The organism is Micromonospora echinofusca (assembly GCF_900091445.1).
Lineage (GTDB): Bacteria > Actinomycetota > Actinomycetes > Mycobacteriales > Micromonosporaceae > Micromonospora > Micromonospora echinofusca.
This window is the reverse complement of the sequence record NZ_LT607733.1, coordinates 5,608,227-5,622,786: the sequence shown is the minus strand read 5'-3', so window position 1 is coordinate 5,622,786 and position 14,560 is coordinate 5,608,227. Positions and strand designations below refer to the sequence as shown.

At 76.4% G+C, this 14,560-nt stretch carries 16 protein-coding genes; 11 read left to right on the top strand and 5 right to left on the bottom strand.

What is annotated here, in order from left to right; all coding sequences use genetic code 11:
* The first annotated feature begins 94 nt into the window (after positions 1-94).
* The 5 genes from GA0070610_RS31545 (at position 95) to GA0070610_RS23940 (ending at position 5,182) form a co-directional block, all read left to right on the top strand.
* Complete coding sequence (locus tag GA0070610_RS31545) at positions 95-1,372, top strand: SigE family RNA polymerase sigma factor (RefSeq protein WP_231925787.1); 1,278 nt, start codon at positions 95-97, stop codon at positions 1,370-1,372.
* Positions 1,373-1,428: 56 nt separating this feature from the next.
* On the top strand, positions 1,429-2,643 hold the full coding sequence (locus GA0070610_RS23955; RefSeq protein ID WP_089002137.1) for a hypothetical protein: 1,215 nt from the start codon (positions 1,429-1,431) through the stop codon (positions 2,641-2,643).
* A gap of 36 nt (positions 2,644-2,679) precedes the next feature.
* Positions 2,680-3,546, top strand: a complete 867-nt coding sequence (locus GA0070610_RS23950; protein ID WP_089002136.1) for a PHP domain-containing protein — start codon at positions 2,680-2,682, stop codon at positions 3,544-3,546.
* 40 nt (positions 3,547-3,586) lie between these two features.
* On the top strand, positions 3,587-4,201 hold the full coding sequence (locus GA0070610_RS23945; RefSeq protein ID WP_089002135.1) for a MarC family protein: 615 nt from the start codon (positions 3,587-3,589) through the stop codon (positions 4,199-4,201).
* Between the two features lie 138 nt (positions 4,202-4,339).
* Positions 4,340-5,182, top strand: a complete 843-nt coding sequence (locus GA0070610_RS23940) for a RecB family exonuclease (protein ID WP_089003698.1) — start codon at positions 4,340-4,342, stop codon at positions 5,180-5,182.
* A 43-nt stretch (positions 5,183-5,225) separates the two neighbouring features.
* Here GA0070610_RS23940 and GA0070610_RS23935 read toward each other — a convergent pair whose 3' ends face one another.
* A complete protein-coding gene (locus tag GA0070610_RS23935) occupies positions 5,226-6,083 on the bottom strand; it encodes an oxygenase MpaB family protein (RefSeq protein ID WP_089002134.1) in 858 nt (285 codons plus the stop codon).
* 55 nt (positions 6,084-6,138) lie between these two features.
* A complete protein-coding gene (locus GA0070610_RS23930) occupies positions 6,139-6,567 on the bottom strand; it encodes a Fur family transcriptional regulator (protein ID WP_089002133.1) in 429 nt (142 codons plus the stop codon).
* A 239-nt stretch (positions 6,568-6,806) separates the two neighbouring features.
* Here GA0070610_RS23930 and GA0070610_RS23925 point away from each other — a divergent pair, with 239 nt between their 5' ends.
* Positions 6,807-7,289 (top strand): DUF2231 domain-containing protein, encoded by a 483-nt coding sequence (locus tag GA0070610_RS23925; RefSeq protein ID WP_089003697.1) that lies wholly within the window; start codon positions 6,807-6,809, stop codon positions 7,287-7,289.
* 31 nt (positions 7,290-7,320) lie between these two features.
* On the opposite strand, the gene GA0070610_RS23920 is transcribed toward GA0070610_RS23925, so the two are convergent.
* Positions 7,321-7,659 carry a hypothetical protein gene (locus GA0070610_RS23920; RefSeq protein WP_089002132.1) on the bottom strand — a complete coding sequence of 113 codons (339 nt, stop codon included), beginning with the start codon at positions 7,657-7,659 and terminating at the stop codon, positions 7,321-7,323.
* A 96-nt stretch (positions 7,660-7,755) separates the two neighbouring features.
* On the opposite strand from GA0070610_RS23920, the gene GA0070610_RS23915 reads away from it, so the two are divergent.
* Entirely contained in the window at positions 7,756-7,950 is a 195-nt protein-coding gene (locus tag GA0070610_RS23915) for a hypothetical protein (RefSeq protein ID WP_089002131.1), read from the top strand.
* A gap of 22 nt (positions 7,951-7,972) precedes the next feature.
* On the opposite strand, the gene GA0070610_RS23910 is transcribed toward GA0070610_RS23915, so the two are convergent.
* Positions 7,973-8,344 carry an FmdB family zinc ribbon protein gene (locus GA0070610_RS23910; protein ID WP_089002130.1) on the bottom strand — a complete coding sequence of 124 codons (372 nt, stop codon included), beginning with the start codon at positions 8,342-8,344 and terminating at the stop codon, positions 7,973-7,975.
* A gap of 62 nt (positions 8,345-8,406) precedes the next feature.
* The gene (locus GA0070610_RS23905) at positions 8,407-9,063 is read right to left on the bottom strand and encodes a 5-formyltetrahydrofolate cyclo-ligase (RefSeq protein ID WP_089002129.1); all 657 of its coding nucleotides are present in this window, start codon (positions 9,061-9,063) and stop codon (positions 8,407-8,409) included.
* Positions 9,064-9,148: 85 nt separating this feature from the next.
* Here GA0070610_RS23905 and GA0070610_RS23900 point away from each other — a divergent pair, with 85 nt between their 5' ends.
* The 4 genes from GA0070610_RS23900 (at position 9,149) to GA0070610_RS23885 (ending at position 14,437) form a co-directional block, all read left to right on the top strand.
* A complete protein-coding gene (locus tag GA0070610_RS23900; RefSeq protein WP_172896582.1) occupies positions 9,149-11,407 on the top strand; it encodes a diguanylate cyclase in 2,259 nt (752 codons plus the stop codon).
* A 9-nt stretch (positions 11,408-11,416) separates the two neighbouring features.
* A complete protein-coding gene (locus GA0070610_RS23895; protein WP_089002127.1) occupies positions 11,417-12,379 on the top strand; it encodes a UTP--glucose-1-phosphate uridylyltransferase in 963 nt (320 codons plus the stop codon).
* Positions 12,376-13,689, top strand: coding sequence for a molybdopterin molybdotransferase MoeA (locus GA0070610_RS23890; RefSeq protein WP_089002126.1), 1,314 nt, complete (start codon positions 12,376-12,378; stop codon positions 13,687-13,689). The genes GA0070610_RS23895 and GA0070610_RS23890 overlap by 4 nt, the downstream gene beginning before the upstream one ends.
* Before the next feature lie 139 nt (positions 13,690-13,828).
* The gene (locus tag GA0070610_RS23885) at positions 13,829-14,437 is read left to right on the top strand and encodes a GNAT family N-acetyltransferase (protein WP_392567341.1); all 609 of its coding nucleotides are present in this window, start codon (positions 13,829-13,831) and stop codon (positions 14,435-14,437) included.
* Positions 14,438-14,560: the final 123 nt, after the last annotated feature.

Below are 14,560 nucleotides of genomic sequence, written 5' to 3'. Positions count from 1 at the left end.
CGAACATCGGAGGAACTGCGCACCGTTCGCCGTCGACCCGACCGCCCCGGGCGTGGCAACCTGCCAGGGGAACGGGGCGCGGAGGTGGCCGGTGGTGAGCAGGGATCCCCTGGAGGAGGAGTTCCGCGACTTCGTCGCGGCCCGCTCCAGCGCCCTGCTGCGCACCGCCTACCTGCTCAGCGGTGACTGGGCCACCGCCGAGGACCTGTTGCAGACCTCGTTGACGAAGACGTACCTGGCGTGGAAGCGGCTCGGCGGGATCGAGGCGATCGAGCCGTACGCCCGCCGGGTCATGATCAACACATCGACGAGCTGGTGGCGCCGGCGCTGGCACGGCGAACGCCCCACCGAGGTGCTGCCCGAGCGGGCCGGGGTCGACGAGATCGAGCAGCAGCTCGACCGGGACCTGCTCTGGCGCCACCTGAGCGCGCTGCCCAGCCGGCAGCGGGCGGTGCTCGTGCTGCGCTTCTACGAGGACATGTCCGAGGCGCAGACCGCCGCCCTGCTCGGCATCTCGCCGGGCACGGTCAAGAGCCAGACCTCGCGCGCCCTGGGCACCCTGCGCCGCCGGATGGGCGCCGAGGCCGTCCTCGACCTGCCCGCCGGGACCGACCCGGCCCGCCACGACGGCACGCACGCGTCCGCCCCCGGCGGCACCGGTCGTCCCGTCCCCGGCGGCGCCGGTCGTCCCGTCCCGGCGCCCGGCGACCTGGAACCTGCCGCCCCCGCCACCGGCGGGACCGGTCGCGTCCCGGCGCACGGCGGAGCCGGCCGTCCCGCGCCCGTCCACGGCGGCGCCGACCGTCTCGCCCCGGCGCACGGGGGCGCCGACCATTCCGTGCCGGTCCCCGGGGGCGCCGACAGTTCCGCCCCCGTCCCCGGGGGCGCCGACCGTTCCGCCCTCGTCCGCGAGGGTGCCGGCCGGGTCGCGCCGGTCCGGGGTGGCGCGCCGATCCGCCCGTCGACGCCCTACGGGGCGCCGACGATGGTGGTGGGGGAGGACGCGGCGGCCGTGGTCGCGGCGACGAACGCCCCGCCGCTCGTCGCACCGGCCACCGTGGGCGGCCCCGACGCCGCCGCCCCGGGCCGGACGGGCAGCGCCAAACCCGCCGTCCCCGACGGTCCCGCGACCGGCCTTCCAGTCCGGGCCGCCGGGCCCGCCGCCCCGGACGCCGCGACCGGCCTTCCGATCCGGGCCGCCGGTCCCGCCTCGGACGGCCCGCCGCCCGCCGAACCGGCCGACGAGTCGGCGGGCGATCCGGTGCCCGTGGCCTCGGGGGCGCGGGCCGGTGCCGGGCCGGCGCCGCGTACGGGCGGCGAGGGGCGACACGGGCGACAAGCGGCCCGCACCGGCTCCGGAGAGCACCGGTGAGCCGTCCGGCCGGCCATGGTGACAACCGGACCGACGGCCCGACGCGTCCATTCGCCGTGACCCAGGACGAGCTGGAGCAGGCGGTACGGGAGGCGTTCGCCCGCCAGGTGGCCGTCGCGCGCCCGCTCGTCGCCGATCCGGCGGGGCTGGCGATCCGGCGGGCCGACCGGTCCCGGCGCCGGCGGACGCTGACCGGGATCGCCCTCGCCGCCGTGGCCACCGTGACGGTCAGCGCCGGGATGGCGCAGCTGGGGCAGCAGCCCGGGCGGCCCACCCACCCCACCGTGGTGCTCGGCGACCCGTACGCCTCGCCGCTGGCGGACCCGACCCCGCAGCTCTCGGCCGCCCCGCAGCCCGACGTGGGGCGCGGCGAGGTGGATCTCATCCTCGCCGACGTCCTGGTCACCGCCGACGGGCAGCGGCTCGCCCTGCCCGACGTGGGCCGGGCAGCCGAGCGCGCCCAGCGGCTGCCCGACCGGGCCGGCTGGGCGGTGGTGGGCGCGCCGACGGCGGCCGGCCGCTCGCTGTGGGTCGTGCAGCCGCAGGGCGCGGCACACCTGCTCCTGGCCGGGGCGCGGGACATCGTCCTCAGCCCCGACGGGCGGCAGGTCGCCTGGCGGGAGGGGACGGATCTGGTCGCCGCGGGCATCGTCGGCACCCAGGTCGTCGCCGCCGCCCGGACCCCGGTGCCCAGCACCGCGGTGCCGGTCGGCTTCGCCGGCGACGCCGTCCTGGTCCGCCTCGACCCGGCGCGCGCCGGCCACGCCCTGTGGCGCCCGGCGGCGGGCCCGCCGCGCGGGGCGGGCGACGCCGCCCTGCACGTCTACGCGACGCGCCCCGACGGCCTGGCGGTCGCGCTGGTGTCCGCCGGAACCCCCCGCCGGCCCTGCCTGGCCCTGCTCGACCCGGCCCGCGACCTCGCGCCGGTACGGACGGGCTGCGGGCCGACGCTGACCGTCGCCGGCGCCGGCGCGGTCTCCGCCGACGGGCGGTGGCTCCTGGCCAACGGCCGGGCGGGCGGGCGGGACCGGGCGTTGCTGGTCGACCTGGACCGGCTCGCCGCACCGGCGGCCCGCCCCGCCGGTCCGCTCGCTGCCGGGCCGGTGGTCTGGACGCCGCAGGGCACGGCCCACTACTCCGACACCTCCGGCGCCCTGGTGCGGGTCGAGGTGGGCCGGGTGCTCGACGGCGAGGCGGCCCTGCCCGCGCCCGTGACCGGCCTGCCCGCCGGGGGACGCCCGGTGCCGGTGGGCGGCGAGGGCACCTCCTGAGCGCGCCCGCGCGCCCCGGGCGGTAGCGTCGGGCCGATGAGCGCGGCACCGCGGATCGACCTGCACACCCACTCCACCGCCAGCGACGGCACGCTCGGCCCGGCCGAGCTGGTACGGGCGGCGGCCGAGTCGGGGCTGGACGTGGTGGCGATCACCGACCACGACACCACGGCCGGCTGGGCGCCCGCACTGGCGGCGCTGCCGGCCGGGCTCAGCCTGGTCCGGGGCGCGGAACTCTCCTGCCGCTGGTACGGCGAGGAACCCCCGGTGCCGCTGCACCTGCTGGCGTACCTGTTCGATCCGGACGCACCGGAACTCGTGGCGGAGCTGGCCCGGGTGCGGGCCGCCCGGAAGGAGCGGGGCGAGCGGATCGTGGCGCTGCTGCGGGCCGACGGGATCGACGTGAGCTGGCCCGAGATCCTGGCCGGCGCGGCCGGCGGGACCGTGGGCCGGCCGCACATCGCGCAGGCGCTGATCCGGGCCGGCCTGGTGACCACGACGACGGAGGCGTTCGGGCCGGACTGGCTGGGCGAGCGCTACCGGCTGCCCAAGGAGGACATCGACGTCTTCCGCGCGGTCCGGCTCGTGCGCGCGGCGGGCGGCGTGCCCGTGTTCGCCCACCCCAGGGCCAGCCGGCGGGGGCGGATCGTGCCCGACGAGCTGATCGCCGACCTGGCCGCGATCGGGCTGGCGGGGCTGGAGGCCGACCACGAGGACCACTCGCCGGCCGAACGGGCGCACGTCCGGGCCCTGGCCGACGAGCTGGGCCTGCTGGTGACCGGCTCGTCGGACTTCCACGGCACGCACAAGACCGTCCGGCTCGGCGCGTTCACCACCGAACCGGAGGCGTACGAGCGGATCGTCGCCGAGGCGCGCGGGGTGACCGAGGTCGCTTCCGGCTGATCCGCATTTCCGTCTCCGGCCGCGCGGCTACGTTGATCACGTGGATGCCAAGCTGTTCGGCGAGGTCTTCGTGACCCTGCTGGTGATCGTCGACCCACCGGGCATGATGCCCATCTTCCTGGCGCTGACCGGCCCCCTGACGGCGCGGGACCGCAACCGGGCGGCCTGGCAGGCCGTCGCCCTGGCACTGGGCGTGATCGTGATCTTCGCGGTGGCGGGGCAGACGCTGCTCGACTACCTGCACGTGGACCTGCCGGCCCTCCAGGCCGCCGGCGGGTTGCTGCTCATCCTGGTGGCGCTGGAACTGCTGACCGGCAAGGCCGACGACCCGAGCCAGCAGGTCACCTCGAACATCGCCCTGGTGCCGCTGGGTACGCCGCTGCTGGCCGGTCCCGGCGCCATCGTGGCCACCATGCTCTTCGTCCAGCAGGCCGACGGCGGGGCGGACGTCACGGCCATCGCCGCCGCGATCGTGGCCGTGATGCTCGCCGTGTGGGTCGTGCTCCGGTTCTCCGGCGGGATCGTCAAGATCCTGCGTCCCGGCGGGATCGAGGTGCTGACCCGGATCGCCGGTCTGCTGCTGGCCGCCATCGCGGTGCAGCTCATCGCGGACGCGGTGGCCGCGTTCGTGACCCAGTACGCCAACATGACCTGACCGGCGGCCGGTTCTGTCGGGGGTGGATGGCAGGATCGCGGTGTGCGACGAGCCTCTTCAGCGGGACGGTCCTCCACCGGCGGCGGCCGGGCGCCCCGGCAGCGCGGCGAGCAGTCCGAGCAGCTCGGCTTCGAGGGCATGCCGGAACGGCTCTTCGTCTGCACCCCCAGCAAGCTGGGCGCCTACGCCGACTGTCCCCGGCGCTACCGCTACTCCTACGTCGACCGTCCGGCCCCGCAGAAGGGCCCGCCGTGGGCGCACAACTCCCTCGGCGCGAGCGTGCACACCGCCCTGAAGAACTGGTACGCGCTGAGCCCCGAGCGGCGCCGGCCGGAGGCCCTCGCCGCGTTGCTCAAGGGCACCTGGGTGCGTGAGGGCTACCGCGACGACGAGCAGGAGCGGGCGGCCTACCGCCGGGCCCTGGGCTGGCTGGAGTCCTACGTCGAGACCCTGGAGCCCGGCGTCGACCCGCTCGGCGTGGAGCGCGTCGTGGCGGTCAAGACCGCCGTGCTGGCCTTCAACGGCCGGGCCGACCGGATCGACTCCCGCCCCGGGCCCGACGGCCCGGAGCTGGTGATCGTCGACTACAAGACGGGCCGCACCGGGCTGGACGCCGACGACGCGCGCGGCTCGCAGGCGCTGGCGCTCTACGCGTACGCCGCCGAGCGGGTGTTCCGCCGGCCGTGCCGCCGGGTGGAGCTGCACCACCTGCCGACGGGCACCGTGGCCGCGCACGAGCACACCGTGGAGTCCCTGGCCCGGCAGCTCACCCGGGCGGAGGAGACCGCCCGCGACATCATGGCCGCCGAGCGGGCGGTGGCCGACGGGGAGGACCCCGACGAGGCGTTCCCGACCACGCCCGGCCCACGCTGCGGCTGGTGCGACTACCGGCGCACCTGCCCGGTGGGGGCGCAGGCCCCGGGCAAGGAGCCGTGGGCGGCCGTCGAGCGCGTCACCGAGCCGGTGCCCGGCCAGGACTGAGCGGCCCGGCACGCCCGAGTCGGCAGCCGTCCAGCCGTTGCCCTCAGACCGGCGTGCCGGTGAGCCGGGCGGCGCGTTCCTTGGCGGCCTGCTGCAACGGGCCCTCCCGCCACCGGCGGGGCAACGTGGCGAGGGTCAGCCGCAGCGCCCGGACGCTCAGGTCGGCGGAGAGCGCGGTCGTGGGCAGGCCCAGCCCGCCGTACATCCGCCGGGCCCAGGCCGGCAGCAGCGCGAGGGCGGTGCCGGCGATGCCGAAGTACGCCCAGCGGGGCGGCCCGAGGTTGAGCCCGATCCGGGCGGGCAGGCTGAGCTTCCACGGGATCGGTGGCGCGGTGAGGAAGAGCGCCGTCTCGGCCGCCTCGCGGGTCATCCGCAGTTCGGGGCGGACCCGCCGGTAGTAGTCGGCCACCTCGGCGGCGGTGCCGGGGACGGTCTCCGGGTCGAGGCCGACCAGGGCGGCCGAGCGCCGCTGCTCGGTGTAGTAGCCGTCGACCTCGTCGGCGGTCAACGGCAGCCCGGCCCGGCGGGCCGTGTCGAGGAACGACTCGACCTCGGTGACGTGCACCCAGCGCAGCAGGTCGGGGTCGTCGACGCGGAACTCCTCCCCGGTGAACAGGTCGGTGGCCCGCAGGCGGGCGTGCCGGCGGCGTACGCGCAGCCCGGCGGCCTCCGCCTCGGCGGTGGTGCCGTAGATGGTGGTGCCCACGTAGGTGGCGGTGCGCACCAGGCGGCCCCAGGCGTCGGAGCGGTAGTTGCTGTTCTGGGCGACCCCGGCCATGGCCCGGGGATGCAGCGACTGGAGATAGAGAGAACGCAGGCCGGCGACGATCAGGATCGGCTCCTCGTGCACCTTCCACGTGACCGAACCCGGACCGAAGAGGCCGAGGTCATCGGAGTCCACCGGCCAAGCGTGCCACGCCCCGCCGCCGCCCGCCCGCGCGGAGGCCCGTCGGGCGTCAGTCGTCGGCGGAGCGGCGGGCCTGGCAGGTGGGGCAGAGGCCCCAGAACGTCACTTCCGCCTCGTCGACCTCGAACCCGTGGGCGATGTCCGGGTCCAGGCAGGGCGCGCTGCCGACCGCGCAGTCGATGTCGGCGATCTCGCCGCAGCCCCGGCAGACGACGTGGTGGTGGTTGTCCCCGGCCCGGGCCTCGTAGCGGGCGGGGCTGCCGGCCGGCTCGATGCGGCGGGACAGCCCGGCCCGCGACAGGGCACCCAGCACGTCGTAGACCGCCTGGGTGGAGACCGAGTCGAGGCGTTGGCGGACCCGGCGGGTGATCTCGTCGACCTCCAGGTGACCGCCGGCGGCCAGCACGTCGAGCACGGCGAGGCGCGGCCGGGTGACCCGCAGGCCCCTCGACCGGAGCAGTTCCTCACCACCGGGCATCTGCCAATGACAGCACGCGGCCCGGAGAGCGACAACCGGCCTCCGCGGCAGCGTGGCGCCGGCCACAGCCCGGTCGCCGGCAGGCCGCACCGGGCGGGGCGTCGCCGTCCGGGCTGGGCCGTGCGGCAGTGGTGAACCGGACCGGCCCCGGGCGCGTGTTCCCGGTCGAGACGATCTGGGCGGGCCCGCCGGCGCACCGTACGCTGGCAGCCCGCGACCGCGTACCGCCGGAGGTGTGGATGTTCAAGGAGATCCTGGGTCTGCCGGCCCACGTGCTGGTGGTGCACGCGGTCGTCGTGCTCGTGCCGCTGCTGGCCCTGCTCTCCGCCGCGTACGTGGCGCTGCCCCGGTTCCGGACGCGGCTGGACTGGGCGGTGGCGATCCTCGCCGTGGTGGCGCCGGTGTCGGCCTTCGTCGCCGTCGAGTCGGGGGAGGAGCTGACCGACGCGTTCGTCGCCCGGGGCATGCAGGGCCCGATCGTGGAGCAGATCTTCACGCACTCGCGCTACGGCGACATCCTGTTCCGCTGGGTGCTGCCGCTGGCCGTGGCGTCGTTGCTGCTGCTGTTCGTGACGAGCGGGCACCGGCGGGTGCCGAAGCTGCCGTCCTGGGTGACCCCGGCGCTGTCGGTCGTGGTGGTGGCGCTCGGCGTCGTCAGCCTCGTCTACGTCTATCTGACCGGGCACTCCGGGGCCGAGGCGGTCTGGGGCAACACCCTCTGACGTCCCGCCGACGGCGGCGGCCCGTACCTGGTCAGGACACGAGCCGGGAGCAGAGCACGCAGACGAGGATCACCAGCACCACGACGGCCACCGTGCCCACGCCGTACGTGAGCCGCTGGGCCCGCTGCTCGGCCGCGTCGATCTCCGCCATGTCCTGCGGCGGCAGTCGCCGGGGCGGTGGCGGTCGCAGGTGCACCGGCGGGCGCCACCCGGCCGGGGGCGGGGTGGTCGCGGGCGGGCCCGCGTAGCCGCTCCCCGGCACCGGGGGCGACGCGGCCGACCCCGCCGGCGCGCCCGTGGGCCGCTCGGGCGAGGCGTCGGGGCGCCGCCAGTATTCGTCCGGGGCGCCGCCGGAGGTGGGGGTCGTCACGCCGTCCGACGCTACCAACGCCGTGGCCCGCCGACCGGCCGGACGCGTCGGCCCGGCGGTTCGTCGCCGGTCCCGCCGGTGGCGGCTGCGCTAGTCTTGCCGCTCGTGAGCATCACCGAGGATCCGGGCACCCCGGCGGTACGCGGCGACGACGACCGCACGGTCGACCTCAGCGACGACTTCGTGGTGCTGCCCGAGCAGACCGCCGACGACACCGACCGGGGGTGGGGCGAGCGCTCCGGCGGCAACGACGACTGGCTGCTCGCGGAGCGCCCCCCGCACTGGGACTGACCCGGCCCGCCCGTGGGGTGGGTCAGGAAGTGCTGGCGGCCGGGGTCTTGCCCCCGCCGCCGGAGGAGCCGCCCGCGCCCGCCGACGAGGACGAACCCGCCGAGGACGAGGACGAACCCGCCGACGACGAGCCGGTCGAGCCGGAGTCGCCGCCGGAGGACGATTCCGACTTCGCCGGCTTGGCGGCGGCGCCGCTGTTCGCGGTGTCCGAGCCGGACGAGCGCGAGTCCGTACGGTAGAAGCCCGACCCCTTGAACACGATGCCGACGGAGTTGAAGACCTTCCGCAGCCGTCCCTCACACGCCGGGCACTCGGTCAGCGGCGAGTCGGAGAAGGACTGCACCGCCTCGAGCTGGTGACCGCACGCGGTGCAGGCGTACTGGTACGTGGGCACGTTCTCCTCCGGATCTGGGCACGGCCGGTTGGCACTCGACGTATTCGAGTGCCAATGGTGCGTCATCGCCCCCGGATTCGTCCAGCGGAAGTGTGGTCCGTGACACCCGGGGCGGCGTCCAGCGTACGCAGCCCCTCGGCGGGCGTGACGACCGCGCGCACCGGCCGGTCGTGCGGCTCGGCGGGCAGCGCCGCCACCAGCTCGCCGTCGTGCAGCGGCACCACGGTCAGGGTCGCCGCCGGCACCCGGGCCAGCGCCCGGTCGTACGAGCCGCCGCCCCGGCCCAGCCGCCGCCCCCGGCGGTCCACGGCAAGCGCCGGCACCACCACCAGCGCCGCCCCGGCGACCGCCGCCCGCCCCAGTCGCGGCCCCGCCGGCTCGCGCATCCCCCGCCCGGCGGCCACCAGGTCGTCCGCCCCGCTCCAGGCCGCCCAGTCGAGGTCGAGGTCGTCGCGGAGCACCGGCAGCAGCAGCTCCCCACCCGGCGGCAGCGCCGCGTGCAGCACCGCCGGCAGGTCGGGCCCGCCCGGCTCGGAGCCGACCGGCACGTACGCCGTCATCCTCGGTGGGCGCAGCCGGCGTACGAGAGCCACCAGCTCGGCCTGTACGCGCCCGGCGGCGTCGGCCCGCTGCGGCGCGCCCAGCGCCCGGCGGCGGGCGAGCACGGCGGCGCGCGCATCCCGCTTCGCCTCTTCCGCTCCATGAGAAAAATCGGGCACGCAACACTCCTGACGCAACGCTTGTCCCCTGGTGGCTCTGTGTCAGCATCGCAAGCAACGGCGGCGGAACTTCCGGGGGGACCGAGTGACGCTACGCGGGCGGTTGACCACAGCCTTCCTGGCGGTGGCGCTCGGCCCGGTGGTGCTCGGGGTGATGTTCGTCGGGGCGACCGTGGCGGCGGTCGACTCCAGCCGCTCGACCGAGCGGCTGGCGGTGGCCGCCGCGACCGTGCGCACCTCCGTCGCGGCCCTCTGCCAGCAGTTGCGGGCCGCCGCCGACGCGGTCGCCCTGACCAGTGACCGTCCGGCCGCCGCGACCCAGGCCGTCCGCCGCAACCTGGCCGCCGCCGTGCGGGTCACCGACGTCGCCGGCCGGGTCACCTACGCCACGCCCGGCGGCCCCGCCGAGCCGTGGCGCGACTGCGCCGGCCCACCGGTCGCCGGGCCGGTGCGGGCGCTCGCGGCCCGGGCCGACCTGCACGACCGGGCCGGCGGGCTGCTGGGCGCGGTCACCGCCGCGCAGCCGGTCGACCCGGCGTTCGTGGCGCGCCTCGCGGCCGTGACGGGGGTGGCGGTCACCCTGCTCGACGACGCCTCGGCGCCCGTCCGGCTCGCCCACAGCACCGAGTCGACCGCCGTACGCGACGCCGTGCTCGCCGCGGCCGGCACGCTGCACGGCGAGCGGGTCACCGAGACGCCCGACGGCCGGTACGTCCGCCGGGTCGGCCCGTCCTCCGGGCAACCCCTGCCGCTGGTGCTCTCGGTGCCCAGCGAACGCCCCCGCGGCCTGTACGTCGCACTGGGCTCGGCGGTGCTGGTGGCCACCCTGCTGGCCCTGGTGGTCGCCTGGCGGCTGGCCCGGGTGACGACCCGCCCGCTGGTCGAGCTGGCGGGCGCGGTGGACCGGGTGGCGCGCGGCGACCTGACCGCCCGGGTGCCGGTGCGCAGCCGGGACGAGATCGGCCGGCTGGCCGGCGCCTTCAACCGGATGACCCGCGAGACGGGCACCTACGTGGCGGCGCTGACCAGCAGCCGGGACCAGCTGCGCGGGCACCTCGCCGTGCTGGGGGACACCCTCGCCAGCACGCACGACCTGCAACGCATCCTGCGGGTGATCCTGCACAGCGCGATCGCCGCGACCGGCGCCCGGGCCGGCGCGGTGCTGCTCGTCGACGACGGCGGGGTGCTCGTCGCGCAGTGCACCGAGGGGCTGGCGGAGGCCGGGGCGGCGGACGAGGGGTCGGGGCCGTTGCGGGTGCCGCTGGGCAGCGGCGTGGTGGGCGCGGTCGCGGCCACCGGGGAGCCGCGCCGGGGCCGGGTGGAGCCCTCCGCCGCGCCGCCCGGGGAGCCGGTCTGCCGCACGTACATCGCGGTGCCGTTCGCCGCCCCCGGCCCGACCGACGCGACCGCCCGCGACGGGTCGGCCCTCCGCCCCGGACCGGAGCCCGCCGTCCCCACCGGTGCGCTCGGCGTGCTGGCCCTCTACGACCGGCTCGGCGCGGACGAGTTCGACGACGACGACCTCGTCACGCTGCGCACCTTCGCCGGTCACGCCGCCGTGGCGGTCGACAACGTCCGGGTGCACGAGGAGGCGCAGCGGCTCTCGCTGACCGATCCGCTCACCGGGCTGTGGAACTACCGCTACCTGCGGGAGTCGATCCGCCGGGAGGTCGAGCGGGCGACCCGGTTCGGCCGGATGCTGAGCGTCCTCGCCCTCGACCTGGACCGGTTCAAGGCCGTCAACGACACCTACGGGCACGCGGCCGGCGACGCCGTGCTGGCCGAGTTCGCCCGACGGGTGCGCGGCGAGATCCGCGAGGTCGACCTCGCCTTCCGGCAGGGCGGCGAGGAGTTCGTGCTGCTGCTGCCGGAGACCGACGCCCGGGGCGCGGCGATCGTCGCGGAGCGGCTCGGCGCGGCGGTCCGCGACGCCCCGATCGCCGCCGGCGGGCACGGCGGCGCGGCCGTTGCCATCGGAGTCACCGTCTCCATCGGCATCGCCGTGCACCCGGACCACGGCGGCACCGGCCAGCAGGTGCTGGACGCCGCCGACGACGCGCTCTACGCCGCGAAGGCGGCCGGCCGGGACACCTGGCGCATCGCCGAGGAGCGGGCGGGTCCGCCGGCGCGGGAGATCCCCGTCCCGGCCGCGGCGGTGACCCCCGAGGACGGCATGCCGCGCGCCGGCGCCCCCCGCCAGCCGGTGCGGGCCCACCCCGAACCGGCCGATCCCGCCGACACCACCGCGGGCAGCGAGCCGGCCGCGCCCGACCCGGTGCGGCCCGGTCCCTGCGGCGGCGCGTCTTCCGGTCCTCACCCTCCACGACAGAGCCGTGGCCGATAGTCTCGCGACATGTCGGAGCACTCAGCGAACCCCTCAACGGCGACCGCCGCAACCGGTCGCTCCCGCGCGGTCAAGGCCGTCATCCCGGCGGCCGGTCTGGCCACCCGGTTCCTGCCGGCCACGAAGGCGGTGCCCAAGGAGCTGCTCCCGGTGGTCGACCGCCCGGTGCTGCAGTACATCGTCGAGGAGGCCACCCAGGCCGGCATCGGTGACGTGCTGCTGATCACGGGTCGGGGCAAGACCTCGATGGTCGACCACTTCGACCGCCGCCCCGACCTGGAGGCGCGGCTGGAGGCGAAGGGCGACACCGAGCGCCTGGCCGCCGTACGCGGCCCGAGCGAGCTCGCCGAGATCTACACCTGCCGCCAGCCCGAGCAGCTCGGCCTGGGCCACGCCGTCGGCTACGCCGAGTCGCACGTCGGCGACCAGCCTTTCGCGGTGCTGCTGGGCGACGAGTTCGTCAAGCCCGCCGAGCCGCTGCTGCCGGCCATGCTGGAGCTCCAGGCGCGCACCGGCGGCGTGGTGCTGGCCTTCTTCGAGGTCGACCCGGCCGAGACGAAGCGCTACGGCATCGCCTCGGTGGAGCCGGCGGAGGCGGAGCTGACCGACATCGGCGAGGTCGTCCGGGTCACCGGCATGGTGGAGAAGCCCAAGCCGGAGGACGCGCCGAGCAACCTCGCGGTGCTGGGCCGCTACGTGCTGCCGGCCAGCATCTTCGACGCGATCCGGCGGACGGAGCCGGGCAGCGGCGGGGAGATCCAGCTCACCGACGCGATGGAGTTGCTGCGCAACGAGGGCACACCGGTGCACGCGATCGTCTACCGGGGCACCCGCTACGACACCGGCATGCCGCTGGGCTACCTCCAGACCGTGGTGCAGATCGCCGCCGAGCGCGACGACCTCGGCGCCGAGTTCCGCAAGTGGCTGGCCGAGTTCGTCAACACCGACGCGTCGGGCGTGACTGGTACATGACAGCGTCGGCCGACGCCGAGGCGGCCGCGAACGAGTTGACGCCGCTCGCCGACTACCTGGGCAGCGTGCTGCGCAGGTTACGCGCGCTGCCTCCGCTCGACCTCGACCTCACCCAGGCGCACGGCAACGTCCTCGCCGAGGACGTCGTGGCGCCGCACTCCTTCCCGGCCTTCGACCAGGCGGCCGTGGACGGGTACGCGGCGCGCTGGGAGGACATCTCCGGAGGGGGCCGGGGCGTGGGCTACGTCCCGTCCCAGTCGGGCGGGCCGGGCGGGCGCACCGTCCGGCTCAACGTCGTCGGCGACCTCGGCGCGGCGAGTTGGCGGCCGGTCCGGCTCACCCCGGGCGCCTGCTTCTCCGTCGCCGCCGGGGCGCCGCTGCCGCTCGCCGCGGACGTGGTCGTCCCGGTCGAGTGGACCGACCAGGGCATGGCCGCGGTGGAGATCTTCCGCGTCCCCAAACGGGGGTACGGGGTGCGCCGGGCCGGCGAGGAGCTGCCCGCCGGCACCCTGCTGGCCCGGGCCGGCACCTACGTGTCGCCGGCGCTGGTGGCCGTCTTCGCCGCCACCGGCATCGGGCACGTCGTGGTCCGGCCCAGCCCCCGGGTGGTCATCGTGGCCACCGGCGACGAGCTGGTCGACGTGGGCCGGGGCAGCCAGCCCGGCCAGACCGTCGACGCCAACTCGCACGCGCTGACGGCCGCCGCGGCCGAGGTGGGGGCGCTGGCGTACCGGGTGGGCATCTGCGACGACGATCCGGAGGGGCTGCGCGGGCTGCTGGAGGACCAGACGCTGCGCGCCGACCTGATCATCACCACGGGGGGCACCGGCACCGGGCCGGGCGACATGGTGCGGCGGATCCTCTCCCGCCGGGAGGGCAGCCGGGCCGGCCCCGTCACCTTCACCGAGGTCGCGCTCTATCCCGGCACCTCGCTCGGCTTCGGCACGGTCGGCGCCGAGGAGGTGCCGGTGGTGTGCCTGCCCGGCGACACGGGCTCGGCCCTGATCGGCTTCGAGGTGCTGGCCCGTCCGGCGATCAACCTGCTGGCCGGGGCGGAACCGGTGTTCCGGCCCAGCGTCCGCGCGCATCTGCTGGAGACGATCTCGTCCCCGGTGGGGCTGCGCGAGTTCCGTCCCGCGCACGTCGCCGAGCGGCGTGGCGGCGGCTACACGGTGCAGCCGCTCAACGGTGGCCCGTACACCCTCTCGGGGCTGGCGGAGGCGAACGGGCTGATGGTGCTCGGCGAGCGGGTGACCACCGCGGCGGCCGGCTCCACGGTGGACGTCCTCCTGCTGGACCGGCGCCGGTGAGCGCGCGGAGCGCGCGCTCGGCCGCGAGCGGAAGGGGTGGCCCGGCGGGGGTCGCCCGGGCATCGGTGGGTTCGATCGCGAGCGGAAGGTCTGGTCCGTGAGTCTGTTCGGGGTCGGGCGGGCGCCGGGGTGGCCGGCGGTGCTGACCGACGGGCCGGTGCTGCTGCGGCCCTACCGGCGTTCGGACGCCGCCGCCTGGTCGGAGGTGCGTCGCGCCAACCGGGAGTGGCTGGCGCCGTGGGAGTCGTCCATCCCCGGCAGTTGGCACGAGCTGAACTCGCCGGCCGCGTTCCGCTGGGTGTACCGCGACCAGCGCCGCTCGGCGCGCATCGGCGAGGGGATGCCGTTCGCCGTCTGCCTGCGCGAGGGCGGCCGGGAGCGGCTGGTCGGCCACCTCAACGTGGGCAGCATCGTGCGGCGGGCGTTCTGCTCGGCGTACGTGGGCTACTGGGTGGACTCCCGGGTGGCCGGTCGCGGCGTCATCCCCACCGCGCTGGCGCTCGCGGTCGACCACGCGTTCGGCGAGGGCGGGCTGCACCGGGTCGAGGTGAACATCCGCCCCGAGAACCGGCCGTCCCGGCGGGTGGTGGAGAAGCTGGGTTTCCGCGAGGAGTCGTACCACGTGCGCTACATGCACATCGACGGTGCGTGGCGGGACCACATCGGATACGCGATGACCAGCGAGGAGGTCGCCGCCGAGGGAGGGCTGCTGGCCCGCTGGCACCGGGTCCGCGCCACCACGGGGTGAGCCGTCCCACGCACGGGATCGGCGCGGCGTGTCAGCATCCGCGTCCACGGCCCGTAACCTCAAGTAACTGCAAGCTGTGGCAAGCGCTGCTCCATCCGTACGATCCGCGCATCCGACCACCAT

Bases quoted from the DNA above. Each gene is read 5' to 3' on its own strand.
- GA0070610_RS23940 (WP_089003698.1), top strand. From the start codon at position 4,340: ATGCCGGAACGGCTCTTCGTCTGCACCCCCAGCAAGCTGGGCGCCTAC.
- GA0070610_RS23890 (WP_089002126.1), top strand. From the start codon at position 12,376: ATGACAGCGTCGGCCGACGCCGAGGCGGCCGCGAACGAGTTGACGCCG.
- GA0070610_RS23895 (WP_089002127.1), top strand. From the start codon at position 11,417: ATGTCGGAGCACTCAGCGAACCCCTCAACGGCGACCGCCGCAACCGGT.
- GA0070610_RS23950 (WP_089002136.1), top strand. From the start codon at position 2,680: ATGAGCGCGGCACCGCGGATCGACCTGCACACCCACTCCACCGCCAGC.
- GA0070610_RS23925 (WP_089003697.1), top strand. From the start codon at position 6,807: ATGTTCAAGGAGATCCTGGGTCTGCCGGCCCACGTGCTGGTGGTGCAC.
- GA0070610_RS23930 (WP_089002133.1), bottom strand. From the start codon at position 6,567: ATGCCCGGTGGTGAGGAACTGCTCCGGTCGAGGGGCCTGCGGGTCACC.